General features: G+C 71.6%; 25 protein-coding genes. 10 read left to right on the top strand and 15 right to left on the bottom strand.

The window, feature by feature from the left end; translation table 11 throughout:
* Positions 1 to 85: 85 nt before the first annotated feature.
* Positions 86 to 1,825, top strand: coding sequence for a HEAT repeat domain-containing protein (locus tag ACFV0Q_RS11220; RefSeq protein ID WP_385003824.1), 1,740 nt, complete (start codon positions 86 to 88; stop codon positions 1,823 to 1,825).
* Here ACFV0Q_RS11220 and ACFV0Q_RS11215 read toward each other — a convergent pair.
* Genes ACFV0Q_RS11215 through ACFV0Q_RS11205 form a run of 3 tightly spaced genes read right to left on the bottom strand, consistent with a single transcriptional unit; the run spans position 1,822 to position 3,766 of the window.
* The gene (locus ACFV0Q_RS11215) at positions 1,822 to 2,757 is read right to left on the bottom strand and encodes a DUF1648 domain-containing protein (protein WP_385003822.1); all 936 of its coding nucleotides are present in this window, start codon (positions 2,755 to 2,757) and stop codon (positions 1,822 to 1,824) included. The genes ACFV0Q_RS11220 and ACFV0Q_RS11215 overlap by 4 nt on opposite strands.
* Positions 2,754 to 3,101, bottom strand: coding sequence for a GntR family transcriptional regulator (locus ACFV0Q_RS11210; RefSeq protein ID WP_385003820.1), 348 nt, complete (start codon positions 3,099 to 3,101; stop codon positions 2,754 to 2,756). The genes ACFV0Q_RS11215 and ACFV0Q_RS11210 overlap by 4 nt, the downstream gene beginning before the upstream one ends.
* A gap of 50 nt (positions 3,102 to 3,151) precedes the next feature.
* The gene (locus ACFV0Q_RS11205; RefSeq protein ID WP_385003818.1) at positions 3,152 to 3,766 is read right to left on the bottom strand and encodes a DUF3995 domain-containing protein; all 615 of its coding nucleotides are present in this window, start codon (positions 3,764 to 3,766) and stop codon (positions 3,152 to 3,154) included.
* A gap of 152 nt (positions 3,767 to 3,918) precedes the next feature.
* On the opposite strand from ACFV0Q_RS11205, the gene ACFV0Q_RS11200 reads away from it, so the two are divergent.
* Together ACFV0Q_RS11200 and ACFV0Q_RS11195 are read left to right on the top strand one after the other, a co-directional pair.
* Entirely contained in the window at positions 3,919 to 4,293 is a 375-nt protein-coding gene (locus ACFV0Q_RS11200; RefSeq protein ID WP_385003816.1) for a VOC family protein, read from the top strand.
* Positions 4,294 to 4,399: 106 nt separating this feature from the next.
* A complete protein-coding gene (locus ACFV0Q_RS11195; protein WP_385003814.1) occupies positions 4,400 to 5,059 on the top strand; it encodes a hypothetical protein in 660 nt (219 codons plus the stop codon).
* Here the strand turns inward: ACFV0Q_RS11195 and ACFV0Q_RS11190 are convergent, their stop codons facing one another.
* Together ACFV0Q_RS11190 and ACFV0Q_RS11185 are read right to left on the bottom strand one after the other, a co-directional pair.
* On the bottom strand, positions 5,060 to 6,238 hold the full coding sequence (locus ACFV0Q_RS11190) for a hypothetical protein (protein WP_385003812.1): 1,179 nt from the start codon (positions 6,236 to 6,238) through the stop codon (positions 5,060 to 5,062).
* Positions 6,239 to 6,515: 277 nt separating this feature from the next.
* Positions 6,516 to 6,938, bottom strand: a complete 423-nt coding sequence (locus ACFV0Q_RS11185; protein WP_385003810.1) for an ATP-binding protein — start codon at positions 6,936 to 6,938, stop codon at positions 6,516 to 6,518.
* Between the two features lie 155 nt (positions 6,939 to 7,093).
* Between ACFV0Q_RS11185 and ACFV0Q_RS11180 the strand changes: the two genes are divergently transcribed.
* From ACFV0Q_RS11180 to ACFV0Q_RS11160, 5 genes are read left to right on the top strand one after another with little or no spacing between them, the layout of a single operon-like run.
* Positions 7,094 to 7,951 carry a helix-turn-helix domain-containing protein gene (locus ACFV0Q_RS11180; RefSeq protein WP_385003808.1) on the top strand — a complete coding sequence of 286 codons (858 nt, stop codon included), beginning with the start codon at positions 7,094 to 7,096 and terminating at the stop codon, positions 7,949 to 7,951.
* Positions 7,948 to 8,133, top strand: coding sequence for a DUF397 domain-containing protein (locus ACFV0Q_RS11175; protein ID WP_385003806.1), 186 nt, complete (start codon positions 7,948 to 7,950; stop codon positions 8,131 to 8,133). Before ACFV0Q_RS11180 ends, ACFV0Q_RS11175 begins: the two co-directional genes overlap by 4 nt.
* Positions 8,130 to 8,387: a DUF397 domain-containing protein gene (locus tag ACFV0Q_RS11170; protein ID WP_385003804.1), complete on the top strand. Its 258-nt coding sequence runs from the start codon at positions 8,130 to 8,132 to the stop codon at positions 8,385 to 8,387. Before ACFV0Q_RS11175 ends, ACFV0Q_RS11170 begins: the two co-directional genes overlap by 4 nt.
* Before the next feature lie 41 nt (positions 8,388 to 8,428).
* On the top strand, positions 8,429 to 10,435 hold the full coding sequence (locus ACFV0Q_RS11165) for a WD40 repeat domain-containing serine/threonine protein kinase (RefSeq protein ID WP_385003802.1): 2,007 nt from the start codon (positions 8,429 to 8,431) through the stop codon (positions 10,433 to 10,435).
* A 7-nt stretch (positions 10,436 to 10,442) separates the two neighbouring features.
* Complete coding sequence (locus ACFV0Q_RS11160; RefSeq protein ID WP_385003800.1) at positions 10,443 to 10,760, top strand: hypothetical protein; 318 nt, start codon at positions 10,443 to 10,445, stop codon at positions 10,758 to 10,760.
* A 58-nt stretch (positions 10,761 to 10,818) separates the two neighbouring features.
* Here the strand turns inward: ACFV0Q_RS11160 and ACFV0Q_RS11155 are convergent, their stop codons facing one another.
* The 5 genes from ACFV0Q_RS11155 to ACFV0Q_RS11135 form a co-directional block, all read right to left on the bottom strand.
* The gene (locus ACFV0Q_RS11155) at positions 10,819 to 12,159 is read right to left on the bottom strand and encodes a dicarboxylate/amino acid:cation symporter (RefSeq protein WP_385003798.1); all 1,341 of its coding nucleotides are present in this window, start codon (positions 12,157 to 12,159) and stop codon (positions 10,819 to 10,821) included.
* Between the two features lie 375 nt (positions 12,160 to 12,534).
* Complete coding sequence (locus ACFV0Q_RS11150) at positions 12,535 to 12,804, bottom strand: DUF4229 domain-containing protein (protein WP_385003851.1); 270 nt, start codon at positions 12,802 to 12,804, stop codon at positions 12,535 to 12,537.
* Positions 12,805 to 12,925: 121 nt separating this feature from the next.
* The gene (locus ACFV0Q_RS11145; protein WP_385003796.1) at positions 12,926 to 13,450 is read right to left on the bottom strand and encodes a GNAT family N-acetyltransferase; all 525 of its coding nucleotides are present in this window, start codon (positions 13,448 to 13,450) and stop codon (positions 12,926 to 12,928) included.
* Between the two features lie 86 nt (positions 13,451 to 13,536).
* Entirely contained in the window at positions 13,537 to 14,700 is a 1,164-nt protein-coding gene (gene mqnE, locus ACFV0Q_RS11140) for an aminofutalosine synthase MqnE (protein WP_385003794.1), read from the bottom strand.
* Between the two features lie 55 nt (positions 14,701 to 14,755).
* Positions 14,756 to 15,211, bottom strand: a complete 456-nt coding sequence (locus ACFV0Q_RS11135; RefSeq protein ID WP_385003792.1) for an Lrp/AsnC family transcriptional regulator — start codon at positions 15,209 to 15,211, stop codon at positions 14,756 to 14,758.
* Between the two features lie 121 nt (positions 15,212 to 15,332).
* Between ACFV0Q_RS11135 and ACFV0Q_RS11130 the strand changes: the two genes are divergently transcribed.
* Positions 15,333 to 15,467: a hypothetical protein gene (locus ACFV0Q_RS11130; protein WP_385003855.1), complete on the top strand. Its 135-nt coding sequence runs from the start codon at positions 15,333 to 15,335 to the stop codon at positions 15,465 to 15,467.
* On the opposite strand, the gene ACFV0Q_RS11125 is transcribed toward ACFV0Q_RS11130, so the two are convergent.
* The 4 genes from ACFV0Q_RS11125 to ACFV0Q_RS11110 form a co-directional block, all read right to left on the bottom strand.
* Positions 15,464 to 16,147 (bottom strand): UbiX family flavin prenyltransferase, encoded by a 684-nt coding sequence (locus tag ACFV0Q_RS11125; RefSeq protein WP_385003790.1) that lies wholly within the window; start codon positions 16,145 to 16,147, stop codon positions 15,464 to 15,466. The two genes, ACFV0Q_RS11130 and ACFV0Q_RS11125, sit on opposite strands and share 4 nt — an antisense overlap.
* A 113-nt stretch (positions 16,148 to 16,260) precedes the next feature.
* Positions 16,261 to 17,184: a menaquinone biosynthesis prenyltransferase MqnP gene (gene mqnP, locus ACFV0Q_RS11120; RefSeq protein ID WP_385003789.1), complete on the bottom strand. Its 924-nt coding sequence runs from the start codon at positions 17,182 to 17,184 to the stop codon at positions 16,261 to 16,263.
* Positions 17,181 to 17,666: a hypothetical protein gene (locus tag ACFV0Q_RS11115; protein ID WP_385003787.1), complete on the bottom strand. Its 486-nt coding sequence runs from the start codon at positions 17,664 to 17,666 to the stop codon at positions 17,181 to 17,183. Before ACFV0Q_RS11115 ends, mqnP begins: the two co-directional genes overlap by 4 nt.
* Positions 17,663 to 19,120 carry a menaquinone biosynthesis decarboxylase gene (locus ACFV0Q_RS11110; protein WP_385003785.1) on the bottom strand — a complete coding sequence of 486 codons (1,458 nt, stop codon included), beginning with the start codon at positions 19,118 to 19,120 and terminating at the stop codon, positions 17,663 to 17,665. Before ACFV0Q_RS11110 ends, ACFV0Q_RS11115 begins: the two co-directional genes overlap by 4 nt.
* A 90-nt stretch (positions 19,121 to 19,210) precedes the next feature.
* Between ACFV0Q_RS11110 and ACFV0Q_RS11105 the strand changes: the two genes are divergently transcribed.
* Entirely contained in the window at positions 19,211 to 19,501 is a 291-nt protein-coding gene (locus ACFV0Q_RS11105; RefSeq protein ID WP_385003783.1) for a PLD nuclease N-terminal domain-containing protein, read from the top strand.
* A gap of 30 nt (positions 19,502 to 19,531) precedes the next feature.
* On the opposite strand, the gene ACFV0Q_RS11100 is transcribed toward ACFV0Q_RS11105, so the two are convergent.
* On the bottom strand, positions 19,532 to 19,903 hold the full coding sequence (locus ACFV0Q_RS11100) for a cupin domain-containing protein (protein ID WP_385003781.1): 372 nt from the start codon (positions 19,901 to 19,903) through the stop codon (positions 19,532 to 19,534).
* Positions 19,904 to 20,065: the final 162 nt, after the last annotated feature.

Raw genomic sequence — 20,065 nt, 5'->3', positions numbered from 1 at the left:
GACGGCGCGGGCCCGCCGACCAGGGCCGGACGACATCCGGGCACGGGTCCGCCCCGGGGACGACCCGGGCAGGAGGAGGACGAGGGTGCGGTCCGAGAACCACCCCGGCACGGGGCCGTGGCAGACGTACGGCGCCTTCCTGCGCGCCCAGGCCGAAGAGGCCGGGATGGGCGCGCGGGCCATCGCGGAGGCCTTCAAGGCGACCCAGCACCCCGACGACGGCACGGCGTGCTCCCGATCCCAGATCGACCGCCTCTTCAACGGCCAGGCCCGGCCCAGACCGCCGGTGCCGTTCACGCTCCGGTTCCTACGGATCACCGGCCAGGCCGCGCGCCTCACCCAGCAGGAGCACCACCGCCGCTGTGACGAGGCGCTGTCCCTGCTCCGGGCGGCCACGGCCAAGCCCTCCCCGCCGGCCGGTGACGACACCGCCGGCGTGCTCCGCCTGGAACGGGACCTCGCCCGCGTGGAGCGGGACCTGGCCCGCGCCCTGCACGCCGAGACCCGGCTGCGCTACGCCCTGCGGGACGCGGAACTCCTCCTGTCGACCCTGCTCCGGATCACCGGCGCGCTGCGCGAGATCATCGCCGGGAACGACGTCCGCGCACTGCGCGGCACCGACCCGCGGGACCTGGCCCGGCTGGGCGACGAGACCCGCCGGGCCCTGACCCACAAGACCATGGCGCGGCAGGAGGCCGACCGGGTCACCGAGCGCATGCGCGTACTGGAGGGCCTCTGGGACCGCGCCCGCGCCGAGATCCAGCGCCTGGCCCTGCACTCCGACGCGGCGGCCCTCACCCTGCCCCACCCCAGCCCGTCCGGCCCGTCCCACCCGGTGCCGGCCGACGAGCTCTTCACCCAGCCCGCCCTCGACGACATCGCGGCCGCCCTCACCAAGGCGCACGAGGTCAACACCCGCGAGGAGGAGGCGGTTCAGGAGTTGCACCGCGCCTTCACCGAGGACGACGGCTTCCTCACCCCGGACGACGAGCTCGCCGTCCTCCTGGCCTCCACCCGCTTCACCGATCCGTCCTCCCGCCAGTCGGCCATCGCCGACCTCGCCTCCACGTGGCACCAGGCCGACGCCGCCCGGAAGGCCGTCATCCGCCTGACGGCCGACCCTGACGCGAACGTCCGCCAGTCCGCCGCCGACGGGCTCGTGGCCGGCTGGCCGCACGACGCCGAGGCGAGGGACGCGCTGCTGCGACTCGCCGGTGACCAGGATCCCGACGTCCGCTTCTGCGTCGCCGTGGCACTCCGGCACGGGTGGAGGGACGACTCGACGGTATGGGCCACGATCCTGCGGCTGGCCGACGACAGCGCCTGGCACGTCCGCCACCCTGCCGCATGGGCGCTCGCGGAGGGCTGGCCGGGCAACCCGACGGCCCGGGACGCCGTTCTGCGGCTCGTCCCCCACCGCGAGGTGTTCCTCCGCCGCGACGCCACGAGGATGCTCTCGTCGGGGTGGCCGGGCGACCCGGCGGCCCGCGAAGTCATCGTCCGGCTCACCCAGGACCCGGAGACGGAGGTCCGCCGGTACGCAGTCCAAGCCCTCTGGCAGGGATGGAGCGGCGATTCCGCGGCCCGGGACGCCGTCGTGGGGCTCGCCCACGACGCGCAGAACATCGTCCGCGCCAACGTCGTCCGCGCACTCGTGAAGGGCTGGCCCGGCGACACGGTGGCGCGGGACGCCGTACTGCGGCTGGCGAACGACCCGGACGGACAGGTCCACCCGTTGGTGGCGGACGCGCTCGTCGAAGGCTGGCCCGGCGATCCGGCGGCCGAAGCGGCGCTCCACCGCCTGGCGGCGGACGGCACGGCCTAACCCCGCCGCGCCACCAGGGAGTTCAGCAGCGCCGCGCCCCGTTCCGCGTCGTCCACGCTCACCGCGAAGTTCCTGCCCTTCGCGCGGATGACCAGGCAGGGGCCGCCGCGGAGCATCACCGTCGTGCCGAGGCCGTTGATGCGGTAGCCCCAGCCGCCCGCCTGGGCCGGGGTGCGGTGTTCGGCGTGGGCCGACTCGATGTCCTCGGCGGCCCAGCGGCGCACCGGCAGGCCGAGCGGGCCGAAGGCCACCTCCAGGCCCCGGGCCGTGACCCGGGCCCGGACCGTGGAGCAGGCCAGGACGGCCAGGGCGGCGAAGCCGGTCGGGGCGGCCAGCGTCCACCCCGCCCCCGTCAGTCCGGCCAGCCCCGCCAGCGCCCCGCCCAGCGCCACCAGCCCCAGGACGGCCCCGGTCAGTTGGAGCCACGGGTTGGTCGCGCGGGACAGCCACACGGCCCGTTCGCCGTCCGGGATCTCCAGCCGTGGCCCGGCGGAAGGGGCCCGCACCTCCCCGGCCCCGGCCCGCCGCCCCGCCAGCGCCCCGCCGAGCCCGGCCAGTACGGCCGCCACCGCGACCCCCGCGACCCAGCCCGTCACCGACCCGGCCTGCCGCCAGTCGTCCCGGTCCAGGTTGGCCCGTACGACCGAAGCCTGCGCCCCCGTCAGCCCGACCCCGACGCCGGCCAGCGTCCCCGCCACCCAGGCGCCCGCCCCCGCGAACCGCCGACCAAGGACGACGCCCAGTACCACCACCGCCCAGACCGCCGCCGGGAACAGCGCCGCCGCCCACAGCGGCATCGACCCGTCCGGGCCCCCGGATCCGGCGGACCAGTGCGTGGCCACCCGCTCCGGCAACCGCCCCCCGGCCACCACCGGCATCCCGACCAGTAACACCAGGACCCCGGCCACGCCCCACCCCGCCCGGTACTTCACGGCAACTCCCTGATCATCTCTATGAGATCGGCCTTGCTGTAGCCGAGCCGCGCCCCGTCCGCCACCAGGCCGCGTACGCGCTCCTGCAGCCCGGACCGCCCGTCAGCCCCCTCGGCGACGGTCACCCCCCGGCCGCGCCGGAACTCCAGCAGCCCCTCGTCGCGCAGTACGCGCAGCGCGCGCAGCACGGTGTTGGCGTTGACCCCCAGCGCCCCCGCGAGGTCGCGCGCGGGCGGGATCCGGTCGCCGGGCGCGCATTCGCCCTCGGCGATGGCGCGCCGGACCGCGCCCGCCACCTGCTCGTGGAGGGGGCGCCGGTCCGCGGTGTTCAGCCTCAGCAACATGATGCCAATGAACGTAGCACCAACACCACCTTCGTGCTGCGTGGCAGCCGTCAGCCGATCCCGGTGAGCATCGAGGCCAAGGACAGGAACAACGCGCCCACCGCCCCCACCAACCCGTAAAGCCGCACCTCACGCCCGCCGTCATGCCGACGGACGTACCGCGTGGCGGCCGCGGCGAAGGCCAGGCCGCCGGCGATGAACCACGGCCCCCACAGGTAGAGGTACCAGCGGGTCAACCCGGCCAGATCAGGCGCGACAGCGCGCGCCCCGGCCTCGACCAGCACTCCGTGGACGACGAAGAGACATCCGTGCCAGACGAGCAGCACCGCCGCGCCACCGCCGCAGAACACCAGGAGCCGACCCGTCCACGTGCCGCGACGGCGCGTCAGGCCGATACCGATCAACGCCCCGAAGAGCTTCAGGAATCCGGTCACCCACAAGACGGCCAGGAACCACGGCACCCGGTCATCGGCAAGCTTGATCAGCGACGGAGCCACCGTCGACCGCGCACCGAAGGTGCCACCCGACGCCCAGAGGAAGCTGGGCACCGCGAACAGGAACCCCCATGCCGCGACGGCCAACCCGGGCCACCTGCCCGCACGGAGGTGGAGCGCCCGGCTCGCGGCCGGACGCACTGGATCATCCGAAGAGTGCTTGATCGTCACGACTCCACCGTCGCCGAACCCCGACGCCAGGGCCTCGTCCGCGCGGACGACCAGGCTCCCCCGCACGGGGGAGCCGCCTCCGGTCGCGCCGACGGCGCGGCCCGGCGAATTTCCCTGGACAGGCTCCGCCCGGTCGTCCGATAGTGCCGCTCATGGCATCTCTCGTGCGACACGTGACCTTCGACTGTTCCGACGCCTACACGCTGGCCCAGTTCTGGGCCGCCGCCCTGGACGGCGCCCTCTCCGACGAGGACTTCCCGGGCGACCCGGAAGCGCTGGTGACCTCTTCCGGCGCCACCCTCCTCTTCGTCACCGTCCCCGACGCCAAGGCGGTCAAGAACCGCGTGCACATGGACCTCCAGCCCCAGGACCGCACCCGCGACGAGGAGGTCGAGCGCCTCCTCACCCTCGGCGCCACCGTCTTCGGCGACCACCGCAGGCCCGACGGCACCGGCTGGGTCACCATGACCGACCCCGAGGGCAACGAGTTCTGCGTCGAACGCTCCGCCGCCGAACGGGCGTCGTAGACCACGTCGGTCGCGGTGGGGTGCGGCGCGGCGCTCCGGTATCGACTTGGCAGGCACGGGCGCGATGGGGTTGAGTTCGCGCCAAGTGATGTCTACGTCCCGGGGGTTGACGGTGTTCAAGGCGGTACGGAGTGTCTCGCTGGCGGTCGGACTGGTCGCCGCGCTGGCGGCCTGCGGCAGCGGCGGAGGCGATGGCAAGGGGAGCGCGGCGGATCCGGGCGGCCCGCGTGAGGGGAAGCTCAAGGGGCCGATCCTGCTGGCCGACGATCAGGTGCGCACGGCCCTGGTGAGCAAGGCCAGTGCCCCCCAGGGCTGGGAAGGGTCCGCGCCCAGGTTCCTGGATCCCGGCGACTCGCTGCGCGCCTGCCAGGCCCATACGGAGACGAACTGCGGCGGGTTCGTCACCCTCGGCAAGTCGTACCTCTCGCAGACCGAACACGCCCCGGACGCCAGGGCGGGGAAGGTGGCCTTCTCCATCTACTCCTTCCGGTCCCCGGACGATGCGAAGGTGGCCATGAAGGGCATCTCCGCCAACATGCGGGGCAAGGCCGGCGCCGAGGCGAAGCCGCTGGAGGTGAAGGCGGGCGCGGACGAGACCGACGCCTTCACCGGCCGCACCACCGAGATCTTCATGCGCCTGGGCGGGGCCCTGGTCCGGGTCGAGAGCGAGGACCTCCGGGAAGGGCAGCCCTACGCCGAATTCGCCAAGCTCCAGATCGACCGCATCAAGAAGACCGCCGAGGGCAAGAACCCCGACAGCGCCTGATCAGGCCACGGCCGACGGCTCCCGCTCCTCGGGCGGGCAGTCGCGGCAGCGGCCGGGGGCGGGGGCGCGGAAGGCGCGTTCGCAGCCGTCGCAGTTCTGGAGCGGGTCGGGCCGCCGGGCCTGGGCGGCGGGTGCGGGGGCGTTCGGCATCTGCGGCGGGATCCCCGCCCTGAGCCGGTACCCGATCACGGCCGCGGGACTCCGCATGTCGGCGGGCAGGTTCCCGGCGAGCACGTGCCGTACGGCCTCCGGGTCGGCGCCCCGGTCCAGCCAGGTCGACACCCCGGGCGCGAGCAGGCGTACGTCGCGCTCGGCGAGCAGGAGCCGGGGGTCATCACCCCGCAACCGGGCGAGCAGATCCACGGCCTCCTGCCGAGCGGAGGCCTCCGGCGGTTTTGCGGGGGACGGGGTCGCCGCCGACGCGGGGTCGGGCTGCGGTACGGGCGCCGCCACGGGGGCGGGAGCGGGCTGCGACTGCGGTCCGGGCACGGCCACCGGCGTCGGGGCGGGCTGCGGCTCCGGCATCGGCACCGGCACGGGTGCCGCCACCGGCGCGGGGGCGGGCTGCGGCGCGGGGGCGGGCTGCGGCGCGGGGGCGGGCTGCGGCACGGGTGCCGCCACCGGCGCGGGAGCGGGCTGCGGCACCGGCCTGGGCTCCGGTGCGGCCTGCGGCTGCGGTACAGCGACCGGGGCGGGAGCAGGCTCCTGCGCCGGAGCGGGCTGCGGTACGGATGTCTGCTCGGGCGGGGCCACCTGCGCCGGTGCGGGGGCGGGCGGCTCCGGCGGGGCCGCCAGGGCGGGCTGCGGGGCAGGGGCTCGGTCCGCCCCGTTCGGGGGCTCCGGGGTGGTGCCGCGCGGCTGGTTGTAGAACACCGTCCGGGTCACCAGACGCCCCTCGGGGGTCCGTACGCGGACCCGCTCCAGGTACCCGGCCGCCTCCAATTCCCGCAGCGCGGCGGCAATCCGGACCTCCCCCTCGGGGAACCGGTCCGCGAGCACCTTGATGCCGACCCGGGCACCGGCCGGCAGCGACTGGATGTGGACCCCGATGCCGATCGCCGTCGCCGACAACGTCGCGTGCTGGGCGAGGTGGTTGCCCACCACGACGTAGTGGGTCTGGTGCCGCACGGTGATGTGGACGACACCGGAAGGGGTGGTTCCGGCGCGACGCCGGGACACAGCGCGCGCACGCACGTTAGGGTGCTTCAAAGCCACTGGAAGGGTCTACTTCCTAGTTGGTCAGGCCCTCGTCCGGGATGCCAGTCCCGGCGGGGGCCGTCTCAGGTCTGTTGTTGTGGGGCGAGCATATGCCCGCCAACCCTTCCGAAATCCAGCCGAGTTGGCACAGTTCACCCGTGTGAGTTACCGGGGAGCCGGAGGGGTTCGGTTGGTTGGATTTAGCTTCCGTACTTGGAAGCAGTAGACGTCGAAGCGGACCGGGTCCCGGCGCACCGCGTCACGGTTCCAGCCACTTCCCGGGCACATCCAGCTCCGCCCACACCGCCTTGTACGGCGGCGGCCCCTGTTCCACCCCCCACCGGTCGGCGAGCGCCCCCACCAGCACCAGGCCCCGCCCGGCCTCCGCGCTCCCGTCCGGGTCGCGGCGGCTCGGGATCCGGTCGCGCCGGGTGTCCACCACCTCGATCCGGAGCACCTTCCCGTCCCAACCCAGCACCACCTGGAACCCCCTTCCGGGCACCCTCCCGTGCGTGACGGCGTTGGCGGCGAGCTCGCCGACGATCAGCCCGGGCACGTCGGTGGGCAGCCCCCACGCGAGCACCTGCTCGACGGCGAGCCACCGCGCCTGCCGGGCCCCTCGGGGCGTGGCGGGCAGCAGAACGGCGAACTGGCTCATGGAGTAACCGATGTGACTGTTCACGTCACTCAGCGTGGCCCGCCGTGCGTACCGTGAGAAGCGTCACCGTTCGTGCGTCGAGGGTTTGTCCCGCGCTTGTCCGGTGCTGTCCCGGCTGTCCTGAGGGGCGTACGGGCAGGGGGTGTTGAGAAATTTCGGTGCGTCGGAGGTGGGCACGCATGAGCGTGGACAGTGACGGTACGGAAGACGCCGGCTGGGAGATCGATCCCGAGGACGAGCAGGGCGCGGCGGTCCTTGCCGCGCTCAGCCGCCAGCTGAAGGCGTGGCGAGAGGCGGCGGGCATGCGGGTCGCCGACTTCGGCATGGCGATCCAGTACGGGGAGGACCTGGTCCGCAAGGTCGAGTCGGGCAAACGGATCCCCCGCCCGGAGTACCTGGAGCGGGCGGACGAGGTCCTGCACGCGGGCGGCAAGATCGCCGCGATGAAGAAGGACATGGAACAGGTCCGCTACCCGAAGAACGTCCGTGACCTGGCGAAGCTTGAGGCCAAGGCCGTGGAGATGAACACCTACAACAACCACAACATCCACGGGCTCCTACAGACGCCGGAGTACACGCGAGCCCTGTTCCGGACATGGCGGCCGATCTACACGGCGGATGACACGGAGCGGATGCTCGCCGCCCGGATGGGCCGACAGTCGATCTTCGACCGATCCCCTGCCCCGACGCTCAGCTTCGTCCAAGAAGCAGTCACACTGTCTCGCCCTATCGGAGGGACAATGGTGCTGCGCCGACAGCTCGAACATCTACTGGAGGTAGCCCACTTGCCGAACGTAGAGCTCCAGGTGATGCCGACCGACCTCAGCGACCACGCGGGGATGGGCGGTCTCATCGAGGTGCTGAAGTTCCAGGACGGCTCGGCTGTGGGCCGATCAGATGGGGCGTTCCACGGACGGCCGGTCTCCGACCCGAAACAACTCCGGATCCTCGAACTGCGCTATGGCATCATCCGAGCTCAGGCGCTCACACCCGGGAAGTCGCTGGCTTTCATCGAGGAACTGCTAGGAGAAACATGATCCACAACCGCGAGCTGGACTGGTTCAAGAGCAGTTACAGCAGCAGCAGCGACGGCAACGACTGCGTCGAGGTGGCGAACACCCCGGCCACGATCCACGTCCGCGACTCCAAGGACATGCGCCTGCCCCACCTCGCCTTCACGCCCAAGGCATGGTCCGAGTTCGTGGGGTACGCCTCATGACCGACGGCTTAGGTCTGCGCTGGTTCAAGAGCAGCTACAGCAGCAGCAGCGATGGCAACGACTGCGTCGAAGTTGCGCACGCCTGGTTCAAGAGCAGTCACAGCAGCGGCAGCGAAGGGGACTCGTGCGTCGAGGTGTCCACCACCCCGGCGACGATCCACGTCCGGGACTCCAAGGACATCACCCTCCCCCACCTCACCTTCGCCCCGCACGCCTGGACGGGCTTCCTCGCGTACTCCCGTGCTACACAATGACCCCTGACCACAACGGGGGTTGAGGCACTCCAGGGGGCACCATGCAGGCGGGGGAGCGGTTGGCCGGGCGGTACCGGCTGGACGTGCGGCTCGGGCAGGGCGGCATCGGTGAGGTGTGGCAGGCGTACGACGTCGAGCTGGGCCGGGCCGTGGCCGTCAAGGTGTTGCTGGAGCTCGACGTCTCCGACGAACTGCTGCGCCGGTTCCGGCGTGAGGCGGCGATCGGGGCGCGGCTCCAGCATCCCGGGATCACGGTCGTCCACGACATCGGGCAGCACGAGGACCGGCTGTTCATCGTCATGGAGCTGCTGGAGGGCGAGGACCTCGCCCACCTGCTGGCCCGCTCCCCCGGCGGCGGCCTGCCGCTGCCGGAGGCGCTCGGGCTCGCCCTCCAGGCGGCGGAGGCGCTCGCCGCCGCGCACGCCCAGAAGGTGGTGCACCGGGACCTCAAGCCCGCGAACCTCTTCCTCCTCGCCGACGGCCGCCTGAAGATCTGCGACTTCGGCATCGCCCGCACCGCCGACTCGACCCGGGGGCTGACCGTCACGGGCCGGGTGTTCGGGACGCCGGCCTACATGGCGCCCGAACAGTGGCGCGGCGAGCACGTCGAAGCGAGCTGCGACCTGTACGCCCTGGGGTGCGTGCTGTTCGCGCTGCTGACCGGTGAGCCGCCCTTCCCCGGCGCCGAGCAGGGGGTCTGGGTGCTGATGCGGCTGCACCTGGAGGAAGCTGCCCCGGCCCTGGAGGACGTACCGCCCGCCGTCGCGGAACTGGTGGCCTCCCTCCTGGCCAAGGACCCGGCCGACCGCCCGGACGCGCCCACCGTCACCGACCGGCTCCGCACCCTGCTGCACCCGGCTCCCGCGCCAGAGCCGACGCCCGCACCGGCGCGAACTCCCGTACCGGCGCCCGCGCCCGTCCCGGCGCCCGCGCCCGCACCAACCCCCGCAGCCACAGCCACACCAGCACCCGCAGCGGCACCCGCACCCGCACCCGCACAACCCGGCATCCCGCTCCTCAAGGCCCCCCGCCCCCGACCGAGCCGCCGACGAGTCCTCCTCAGCGGCCTCGGCATCGCCGCCGCCGGGGCGGGCGGCGTGTTCGCGGCCTGGCAGCTCGGGGGCGACGACGCGGACGGGGAGCCGTCGGTCGTCCTCGACGGTCACTCCGGTTCCGTGCGCGGTATCGCGTTCAGCCCCGACGGCACGCACCTCGCGAGCGTGGACGGGCTCAGCACCCTCCGCCTCTGGGACACCGCCAAGCGCACCAGCACGGTCAGCCCCACCGGCAGCTCCGACCGCCCCCAGGCGGTGGCCTTCGATCCCGGCCTGACCACGCTCGCCCTCGGCAAGACCGAGGTGCAGGTGTGGGACATCGCCGGCCGTTCCGGCACTGTCCTCACCCCGTCCCACGCCACGGGTGACGGTGGCGGCGTCCTGAGGTCGATGGTCTACAGCTCGGACAGCAGGTTCCTCGCCACCGGAAGGGAAGGCGGGCTGATCGAAGTCTGGTACGCCGGGCTCCAAAAGGACACCGGCCAGGCCGTCAGGATGGACGGGACGCCGACCTCGATGGCGTTCAGCCCGGACGGCAAGACCCTCGCCGTCGGCCGCCTGGACTCTTCCCTCCGCCTGTGGGACATCAACAGCCGCTCCAGCACCGACCGCTTCGAGATCCCCAGCCACACCGGCACGGTGACCTCGGTCGCGTTCGGTCCCGACGGCAGGACCGTCGCCAGCGCCAGCATCGACGGCACCGTCCGGGTGTGGGACGTGGAGCGGCGCAACGGCATCGCCACCCTCACCGGCCACACCGGCACCGTCACCTCGGTCGCCTTCAGCCCGGACGGCAAGACCCTCGCCAGCGGCGGCAACGACAACACCGTCCGGCTGTGGGACGTCACGCATCTCACCGCCGCGCCGGTCGTCCTCGCCGGCCACGCCGCCATCGTCACCGCCGTCGCCTTCAGCCCCGACGGCAGGACCCTGGCCAGCGGCAGCGACGACGACACCGTCCGGCTGTGGACGCCGTCACGGCTCCGGCGATGATGGCCGGATGAGATCCAGCCGCGAGAGCATCGACCTGCCCCAGGACCAGGGATGCCTGCGCTGGGTCCTCGGTCTGCCCCTCGTCGTGTTCTGCTACCTGCCCGCCCTGTACTTCGGCTACGGCGCGCTCGTGTTGCAACCCGACTCGCCGGACGACCGGATGCGCGACGACGCCCGCTTCATGGCCGAGATCAGCGTCGGCCTGTTCTTCGTCGGACTCCTGATCACCGCCCTGCCCCTCTTCCACCGCACCCTCGGCCGCTGGTGGTACGCGGCCCCGTTCCTGCTGGCGGCCGTCGCGTACGTGCGCTGGCAGACCGTCTGAAACGCACCGCAGCCCCCGCCCGGACGGGGGCGGGGGCTGCGGAGTACCGAAAGGCGCGTCAGGCGGCGACGGGGACCTTCGCCGGCTCGGCGGCGGCGGGGGCGGCGGCCGGCTCGTCCAGCGGGGAGGACGAGGCGGCGGCGTACGCCTCCTTGTCCAGGATCCCCTCACGGGCGGCGACGATGACCGGGACGACGGCCTGGCCGGCCACGTTGGTGGCGGTGCGCATCATGTCCAGGATCGGGTCGATCGCCATCAGCAGGCCGACACCGGCCAGCGGCAGGCCCAGCGTGGACAGGGTCAGGGTGAGCATCACGGTCGCGCCGGTCAGACCGGCCGTGGCGGCGGAGCCGACCACCGAGACGAACGCGATGAGCAGGTACTCCTTGATGCCCAGCTGCACGTCGAAGATGTTCGCGATGAAGATCGCGGCGAGCGCCGGGTAGATCGCGGCGCAGCCGTCCATCTTGGTCGTGGCGCCGAACGGGACGGCGAAGGAGGCGTACTCCTTCGGGACGCCGAGGCGCTCGGTGACCTTCTGGGTGACCGGCATGGTGCCGACCGAGGAGCGGGAGACGAAGGCCAGCTGGATCGCGGGCCAGGCGCCCTTGAAGAACTGGACGGGGTTGACCTTGGCGACCGTCGCGAGGAGCAGCGGGTACACGCCGAACATCACCAGGGCGCAGCCGATGTAGATGTCGGCGGTGAAGGTGGCGTACTTGCCGATCAGGTCCCAGCCGTAGCTGGCGATGGCGGTGCCGATGAGGCCGACGGTGCCGATCGGGGCGAGGCGGATGACCCACCACAGGGCCTTCTGGAGGAGCTCCAGGACCGACTCGGCGAGGTTCAGGACGGGCTGGGCCTTGCTGCCGAGCTGGAGGGCGGCGATGCCCGCGACGGCGGCGAGGAAGACGATCTGCAGGACGTTCAGCTCGGTGAACGGCGTGATGATGTCCTTCGGCACGATGCCGGTCAGGAAGTCGATCCAGGAGCCGTGCCGCTTGGGCTCCTTGCCGTCGGCCGGGGTGAGGCCGGTGCCGGCGCCCGGGTTGGTCAGCAGGCCGAGGGCGAGGCCGATGCCGACCGCGACCAGCGAGGTGATCATGAACCAGAGCAGCGTGCGGGAGGCGAGCCGCGCGGCGTTGTTCACCTTCCGCAGGTTGGTGATGGACACCAGGATCGCGAAGAAGACGAGGGGCGCGACGGCCAGCTTCAGCAGCTGGATGAAGATGTCGCCGACCTGTTCGAGGGTGGTCTTGAGCCAGCTGATGTCCTGGCTGCGGGCGAGCCAGCCGAAGAGGACGCCGAGCGCGAGGCCGGCGACTATCTGGGCCCAGAACGGGAACTTGAGCGAGGCCTTGGCGGGAGCCTGGGCCTGGGGGGACGCGGACACGGACACTCTCCGGGGGGACGCACGACGTACGGCGGAAGGTTTCTGCAAGGGCGGGTGCGGTGCGGCGGCAGCCAGAAAGGGCCGGACCGGCCGGGACCGCTGCTGTATCGATTCAGCTCGGCGGGGCGAGGGGAATCAGCGGCAACAGCAACAGGCCGCGGACACGCGGCGGCAGAGGTCGACGTGCAGGCGCGCCACGAGCGGGACGCTCGCGGTGATCGGGTGCGCGGCTGGGGTCAACATGTTGAACACGCTAACACTTTCCCTTTGAGATTCTCAAAGGCGTTCTTTGGGACGAGACGCCGCGCGCGGACCCCGGATACGCCGAAGCCCCGGCGTGGCGGGTGGTGTTCCCGGCGCCGGGGCGGTTCGGAGTGTGGGTCAGCTCACGCGGGCGGCGTCGTCGGCCGCGTCCTCCTGGCTGCGGTTCGCGGCGAGCTTGTCCTTCGCGCCCGCGACGCGTCCGGAGATCTGCTCGGACATCTCGTCGCGCTGCTTGCGCAGCAGGACGAAGGAGAGCGGCGCGGAAATCACCAGGGCCAGCAGCACGAGCCAGGCGGGGTTGGCGTCACCCAGTCCGGCGGGTACCAGGCCCACGGCGTTCAGTCCGGCCACCAGCACCAGGCATCCGACGAAGATGGTCAGACGCATCGCGGTGTAGCGGATCGTCGCGCTCGGCTTGCGGGACACGGTGACCCCTTCTCTCTCGTCGTTACGTCGGCACGTGCCAGTCCAGTGAAACACGCCGGACCCCCGCTCCGCCCCGCCGGGGTCAGTGCAGCGGCAGCAGCATCGTGATGTCGTCGCGGTCGTCGCCGGGGGCCACGCGGATGGCGTCGGGGACCCGGCCGACTTCCTTGTAGCCGCACGCCGCGTAGAAGTGCTCCAGCCCGAGGCCGCCGCGGCAGCCGAGGCGGATGGCCTCGATGCCCTCCAGCGTGCGCGCCGCGTCGGCGAGGGCGGCCATCAGCTGCCGCCCGGCGCCCCGGCCCTGGAGGGCGGGGCTGACCATGACCGTGTACGCCCAGACCCAGTGCGTCATCAAGTGGTGCGTGTTGAGGGCGAGGAAGGCGACGGCCGCGACCTCGCCCCGCTCGTCGTGCCCGACCAGCAGCCGGTGGCGGCCCTCGGCCATCGCCACGAGGTGCTTGACCAGCTCGGGCCGGATGAGGTCGCGGGTGACGGGCGGGACGAAGCCGACCGCGCCGCCCGCGTTGGAGACCTCGGTCCACAGGTCCGCGATGCCGTCGCGCAGGGCGGGGCCGACCACCGGGTCGAAGGTGAAGGTAAGGGCCATTCCCGAATAGTAGTCATTACTGATGCCGCCGGGCAACGGAAGAGCCCCGGTCCGCCAGGGACCGGGGCTCCGTCAACCGCCGCACATCACAGGCGCATCGCCTGCGGCGTCTCGCGCAGGCCCGCCTCGGGGCCGGGGTACTCGCGGATGACCTCGTAGCGCGTGTTCCGCTCGACCGGGCGGAAGCCCGCCTCGCGGATCAGCTCCAGCAGGTCTTCGCGGCCCAGCTTGTTCGGGGTGCCGTAGTTGTCCGCGTCGTGCGTGATCTTGTACTCGACGACCGAGCCGTCCATGTCGTCCGCGCCGTGCTGGAGCGCGAGCTGGGCGGTCTGCACGCCGTGCATCACCCAGAAGACCTTGACGTGCGGCACGTTGTCGAAGAGGAGGCGCGAGACCGCGAAGGTCTTGAGGGCCTCGGCGCCGGTCGCCATCGTCGTGCGCGCCTGGAGCTTGTTGCGGACCTTGCCGTCCTGCATGTCCACGAAGTCGTGCTGGTAGCGCAGCGGGATGAAGACCTGGAAGCCGCCGGTCTCGTCCTGGAGCTCACGCAGGCGCAGCACGTGGTCCACGCGGTGGCGCGGCTCCTCGATGTGCCCGTAGAGCATGGTCGAGGGGGTCTTGAGCCCCTTCTCGTGCGCCAGGCGGTGGATGCGCGACCAGTCTTCCCAGTGGGTGCGGTGGTCCACGATGTGCTGGCGGACCTCCCAGTCGAAGATCTCCGCGCCGCCGCCGGTGAGCGACTCCAGGCCGGCCTCGATCAGCTCGTCGAGGATCTCGGAGGCCGACAGGCCGGAGATCGTCTCGAAGTGGTGGATCTCGGTGGCCGTGAACGCCTTCAGCGAGACGTTCGGCAGCGCCTCCTTGAGGGCGGACAGGGAGCGCGGGTAGTACCGCCACGGCAGGGTGGGGTGCAGGCCGTTGACGATGTGCAGCTCGGTGAGGTTCTCGTTCTCCATGGCCTTGGCCAGGCGGACGGCTTCCTCGATGCGCATCGTGTACGCGTCCTTCTCGCCCGGCTTGCGCTGGAACGAGCAGTACGCGCACGAGGCGGTGCACACGTTCGTCATGTTGAGGTGGCGGTTGACGTTGAAGTGGACGACGTCGCCGTTCTTGCGCGTGCGCACCTCGTGGGCGAGACCGCCCAGCCAGGCCAGGTCGTCCGACTCGTAGAGGGCGATGCCGTCCTCACGCGTCAGCCGCTCGCCGGAGCGGACCTTCTCCTCCAGCTCGCGCTTGAGCCCAGCGTCCATGCCGGTGTCTCCTCTATGTGTCCCGTCCTGCGTGCAACCGCCACCCACCGTACTCTCAGCCCTCTTCGGGCAGCTCCCCGACCCGGTTCTCCCACTTCGTGGAGAGCACGATCGTGGTGCGGGTGCGCGAAACGCCCTTGGTGCCGGAGAGCCTGCGGATGATCCGCTCCAGGCCGTCGACGTCGCTGGCGCGCACCTTCAGCATGTAGGAGTCGTCGCCGGCGATGAACCAGCAGTCCTCGATCTCGGCGAGGTCGCGCAGCCGGCGCGCCACGTCCTCGTGGTCCGCGGCGTCGGAGAGGGAGATGCCGATCAGCGCGGTGACGCCGAGACCGAGCGAGGCCGAGTCCACGGTCGCGCGGTAGCCGGTGATCACGCCCGCCGTCTCCAGGCGGTTGATCCGGTCGGTGACGCTGGGGCCGGAGAGGCCCACGAGACGGCCCAGCTCCGCGTACGAGGCACGACCGTTCTCGCGAAGTGCCTGGATGAGCTGCCTGTCCACCGTGTCCATTACGTGGAGCCTTCCATTATTCGGCGATCCTGCAAGTCTAGGTATAGAATCTAAGGCACGCAGGGTCAACACCCTGCGAATCTTTCATCAGATCAATGACGATCTTCAGGAGTGGTTCACCGTGTACTCGATCGAGATGGCCTACGCGCACATGCGACAGCTCCAGGAGCTGGCCAACCGATCCCGTGCCCACCAGCCTGCCGCCGCCCACCGCGTCGACAAGGCCCGCAAGCCGCTGACCGGCAAGAAGCGCTAGTCACCGGCCGTCTCCCGGGGGCGGGAGCTTCCGAGCTCCCCCTCCCACCGGCGGTACAGCCGATGCGGCACCCCTGCCGCGTCCAGCACCCGCCCCGCGACGAAATCCACCAGATCCTGGATGTGCGTCGCACCCGCGTAGAACGCCGGAGAGGCGGGCAGCACGATCGCGCCCGCCTCGTCCAGCGCCACCAGATGCTTCAGCGTCTGCCCGTTCAGCGGGGTCTCCCGCACCGCGACCACCAGTCGGCGCCGCTCCTTGAGCGTCACGCTCGCGACGCGCTGGAGCAGGTCCTTCGACAGTCCCAGCGCCACACCGGCGACGCACGCCGTCGACGCGGGGACGATCAGCATCCCCTTGACGAGGTACGAGCCGGAGCTCGGACCGGCCGCCAGGTCGCCCGCTCCCCAGTACCGGACGTCGTCCAGAACGGGCACCTCGAAGGTCCCCGGCTTCCCGTCGGCCCCCCGGCCCAGCCACTCGGCGAGGTCGTCGCGCCAGTGCGCGTCGCGGAAGGCGATGCCGGTCTCGTCCAGCAGGGTGAGCCGCGAGGCGCGGCTGACCACCAGGTCCACGCCCTCGCCCGCCGCCAGCAGCCCGCGGATCACCGCCGCCGCGTACGGCGTCCCGGACGCCCCGGAAACCCCGACCACCCACGGGGTGCGCTTGCGCTCAGTCATACCTCCGAGACTATCCGGCCACGGAGCGCAGGCACTCGGTAAGGCCCCCGCCCGTCCCAGGGGGTGGGACACCCCCCTTCCGGCCACCGGCCGGGCCGATGCCGGTGTCGTCGCTAGACGGTCAGACCGCGCGTCACCAGATCCAGCAGGGCGCACACGAAGAGGGCGATGCCGATGAAGCCGTTGACCGTGAAGAAGGCGCGGTTCAGGCGGGACAGGTCGTGCGGCTTCACGATGGTGTGCTCGTAGCAGAAGGCCGCCACGACGACCAGCAGGCCGAACCAGAACAGCGGGCCGGCGTCCGTGGCGGCGGCGTACCAGGCCAGCAGGGCCGTGGTGACGACGTGCGCGCCGCGCGCCCCCCACAGGGCCGCCGGGACGCCGAAGCGGGCCGGGACGGACTTGACGCCGTCCGCCCGGTCGGCGGCGACGTCCTGGCAGGCGAAGATCAGGTCGAAGCCGCCGATCCACACGCCCACGGCCAGCCCGAGGACGACCGCGTCCCAGGACCACTCGCCGGTGACGGCCAGCCAGGCCCCGATCGGGCCCATCGCCTGGGCCAGGCCCAGGATGGCGTGCGGGAAGTTCGTGAACCGCTTGCCGTACGGGTACACCACCATCGGGACGACGGCGACGGGTGCGAGCGCCAGGCACAGCGGGTTCAGCAGCGCGGCCGACCCGAGGAACACCACGAGCGCGACACCGGCCCCGGTCCACGCGGACCGCACGGACACCGCGCCGGTGACCAGCTCGCGCCCCGCGGTGCGCGGGTTGCGGGCGTCTATCTCGCGGTCGATGATCCGGTTCGCGGCCATGGCGAAGGTCCGCAGGCCGACCATGCACACGGTGACGAGGAGCAGTTCGCGCCAGTGCACGCGCCCGTCCAGCCGGAACATGGCGGTGAAGGCCGCGATGTAGGCGAAGGGCAGCGCGAAGACCGAGTGCTCGATCATCACCAGCCGCAGGAAGGCCTTGACCTTGCCGGTGGCCTGTGGCGCGGGGCCGGGCCCGAGGACTCCCTCGGCAGCCGATGTCATCCGAGGGACCTCCGGAACTGTTCGATCTCGGCGCGCAGGTCCGTCAGGGACGAGGGGCCGATCTCCACCTCCAGCAGGGGCGTTCCCTCGGAGGGCGGCGGGACGACGCTGGCCAGGAAGGCGAAGCCCTCGCCGGCGGGGCGGCCGTCGAGACGGAGCACGTCGTGCGCGGCGACGGTCAGGAGCACCGAGAACTCGGACTCCGGGTCGCCGATCGCGTCCAGCAGACGGTCGGCGAAGGCGGCCGCGTCGGCGTTGGACAGGTCGTTGAGGGCGATCTCGCGGCCCTCACCGTCGGTGCGGTCGGCGATCAGCTGCCACAGGTCCGACGGTCCGGCGAACTCCTCCGGGGTGACACCGGCCCGCTTGGCGGCCGCGAGCACCTCCGGCTGGGCCGGGTCGATCTCGGGGCGCACCAGCGCGACACAGGGGGTGTCGCTGCCGATGAAGAGGGCGGGACCGCCCACGGCGATGGGGCTCACAGGCCGTACTCCTTCCACCGGCGGTCCACGAGGGCCGCCGTCGCGGGGTCGGACTCCACCATGTCGGGCCAGCCGCCGTCTCGGGTGTAACCCTCCTCCGGCAGTTTCTTCGTGGCGTCGATGCCCGCCTTGCCGCCCCAGAACTGCTGGTACGAGGCGTGGTCCAGATGGTCCACCGGTCCCTCGACGACCGTGAGGTCGCGGGAGTAGTCGGTGTTGCCCAGGGCCCGCCAGGACACCTCGTGCAGATCGTGGACGTCGCAGTCCTTGTCCACCACGATGATCAGCTTGGTCAGCGACATCATGTGGGCGCCCCAGATGGCGTGCATGACCTTCTGCGCGTGCTTGGGGTACTTCTTGTCGATCGAGACGATCGCGCAGTTGTGGAAGCCGCCCGACTCGGGGAGGTGGTAGTCCACGATGTCCGGCACGATGATCTTGAGCAGCGGCAGGAAGAAGCGTTCCGTCGCGCGGCCCAGCGGACCGTCCTCGGTCGGCGGCCGGCCGACGACGATGGACTGGAGCAGCGGGCGCTTGCGCATCGTCACGCAGTCGATCTTCAGCGCGGGGAACGGCTCCTGCGGCGTGTAGAAGCCGGTGTGGTCGCCGAACGGGCCCTCGGGGAGCGTCTCCCCGGGCTCCAGCCAGCCCTCGACGACGACCTCGGCGTTGGCCGGGACCTGCAGCGGGACCGTCTTGCAGTCGACCATCTCGATCCGCTTGCCCGCGACGAACCCGGCGAAGAGGTACTCGTCGATGTCGCCCGGCAGCGGCGCGGTGGAGGCGTAGGTCACGGCGGGCGGGCAGCCGAAGGCGATGGCGACCGGCAGCCGCTCGCCGCGCGCGGCGGCGACGGCGTAGTGGTTGCGGCTGTCCTTGTGGATCTGCCAGTGCATGCCGATGGTGCGCTTGTCGTGGCGCTGGAGGCGGTAGAGGCCCAGGTTGCGCACGCCCGTCTCGGGGTGCTTGGTGTGGGTCAGGCCCAGGTTGAAGAAGGAGCCGCCGTCCTTGGGCCAGGTGAAGAGGGCCGGGAGCTGGTCGAGGTCCACGTCGTCGCCGGTGAGGACGACCTCCTGGACCGGCGCGGACTCGGCCTTCACCTTCTTCGGCGGGACGTGCACCATCGAGCCGAGCTTGCCGAAGGCCTCGCGGACGCCGATGAAGCCCTGGGGCAGTTCGGGCTTGAGGAGGCCGCCGATCTTCTCGCTGATCTCGCCGTACGACTTCAGGCCGAGGGCCTTCAGGAGGCGGCGGTCGGTCCCGAAGACGTTCATGGCGAGCGGCATCGCCGAGCCCTTGACGTTCTCGAAGAGCAGGGCCGGGCCGCCGGCCTTGTTCACTCTGTCGACGATCTCCCCGATCTCCAGGTACGGGTCGACTTCGGCCTTGATGCGCTTGAGGTCGCCCTCCCGCTCCAGAGCCCGGAGCAGCGAGCGGAGATCGTCGTAAGCCATGGGGCCCAGTATCCGTCACCAACTACCCTGGAGACGTCACCGGGGCCCCGCACGGGCCCGCCGCCACTGCCCGGGAGTCGGTCCCACACCGTGCTGCGCTATCTGCCCTTCCTGCTGATCATCGCGCTGACCATCTACACCTTCATCGACTGCCTGAACACCCCCGAGGAGGAGGTCAAGCACCTCCCCAAGGTGGTGTGGGTGATCATCATCCTGCTGTTCTCGATCGTCGGGCCGGTGGTGTGGCTGTTCGCGGGCAAGAAGCGCACCGGCGTCGGCGGCGGCCGCCCGGGCCGCACCCAATGGGTGGCCCCGGACGACAACCCGGAGTTCCTGAAGTCGCTGCGCGAGGAACGCGACGAGAAGGACAAGGACCAGTAGGGACCGGCCGGGCCCCGTTCCCGCCGGGGCTCACCGCGCCCAGGGCAGGACGCGGGTGCCCTCGGTGCCGGGGACCGCGGCCACGCCGTCCGCGCGCATGACGACGTACGCCTCGAAGGACTGTGCCGCGTGGATCCGGCGGAGCACGTCCGGGGGCAGCACCAGCGTCTGACCGGCGGTCACCTTCTCGGTGCGGCCGTCGCAGGTGACCTCCAGGGACCCGGCGGTGAGCAGCCAGACCTGCTCCCGGCTGACGGAGTGCTCGGGGCCGGTGGCCCCGGCGGGCATGTCGACGTGCCAGGTGCTGAGTTCGCGGCTGCCGCGGCTGGGGGCGGCGAGGCCGGTCATGGTGGCGTTCGGGGAGACGGTGACGTCGTCGGGGGAAACGCTGATCACGTGCACGGCGGTGGTCCTCTTCCTCGCGGGCGGACGGATTCGGGAACAGCGCGTCAAGCGGCGTTACACGGGAATGGTAAAGCAGCTTGGCAAGCCCCTGTAACCATTTGAACCTGACCACTCCCCCAAACGACGCGGACGGCGAGCTGCCCATCAACCGCGGGATCG

It is taken from the genome of Streptomyces sp. NPDC059564 (genome assembly GCF_042735575.1).
Taxonomy (GTDB): Bacteria; Actinomycetota; Actinomycetes; order Streptomycetales; family Streptomycetaceae; genus Streptomyces.
Note: the sequence above shows the minus strand (reverse complement) of the source record. Positions and strands in the feature narration are given on the sequence as shown.

Excerpts from the sequence above, each read along its gene's own strand:
- ACFV0Q_RS11210 (WP_385003820.1), bottom strand. The coding sequence starts at position 3,101 with ATGTTGCTGAGGCTGAACACCGCGGACCGGCGCCCCCTCCACGAGCAG.
- ACFV0Q_RS11160 (WP_385003800.1), top strand. The coding sequence starts at position 10,443 with ATGAGATCCAGCCGCGAGAGCATCGACCTGCCCCAGGACCAGGGATGC.
- ACFV0Q_RS11175 (WP_385003806.1), top strand. The coding sequence starts at position 7,948 with ATGATCCACAACCGCGAGCTGGACTGGTTCAAGAGCAGTTACAGCAGC.
- ACFV0Q_RS11180 (WP_385003808.1), top strand. The coding sequence starts at position 7,094 with ATGAGCGTGGACAGTGACGGTACGGAAGACGCCGGCTGGGAGATCGAT.
- ACFV0Q_RS11170 (WP_385003804.1), top strand. The coding sequence starts at position 8,130 with ATGACCGACGGCTTAGGTCTGCGCTGGTTCAAGAGCAGCTACAGCAGC.
- mqnE (WP_385003794.1), bottom strand. The coding sequence starts at position 14,700 with ATGGACGCTGGGCTCAAGCGCGAGCTGGAGGAGAAGGTCCGCTCCGGC.
- ACFV0Q_RS11200 (WP_385003816.1), top strand. The coding sequence starts at position 3,919 with ATGGCATCTCTCGTGCGACACGTGACCTTCGACTGTTCCGACGCCTAC.
- ACFV0Q_RS11135 (WP_385003792.1), bottom strand. The coding sequence starts at position 15,211 with ATGGACACGGTGGACAGGCAGCTCATCCAGGCACTTCGCGAGAACGGT.
- mqnP (WP_385003789.1), bottom strand. The coding sequence starts at position 17,184 with ATGACATCGGCTGCCGAGGGAGTCCTCGGGCCCGGCCCCGCGCCACAG.
- ACFV0Q_RS11150 (WP_385003851.1), bottom strand. The coding sequence starts at position 12,804 with ATGCGTCTGACCATCTTCGTCGGATGCCTGGTGCTGGTGGCCGGACTG.
- ACFV0Q_RS11125 (WP_385003790.1), bottom strand. The coding sequence starts at position 16,147 with ATGACTGAGCGCAAGCGCACCCCGTGGGTGGTCGGGGTTTCCGGGGCG.
- ACFV0Q_RS11165 (WP_385003802.1), top strand. The coding sequence starts at position 8,429 with ATGCAGGCGGGGGAGCGGTTGGCCGGGCGGTACCGGCTGGACGTGCGG.
- ACFV0Q_RS11145 (WP_385003796.1), bottom strand. The coding sequence starts at position 13,450 with ATGGCCCTTACCTTCACCTTCGACCCGGTGGTCGGCCCCGCCCTGCGC.
- ACFV0Q_RS11110 (WP_385003785.1), bottom strand. The coding sequence starts at position 19,120 with ATGGCTTACGACGATCTCCGCTCGCTGCTCCGGGCTCTGGAGCGGGAG.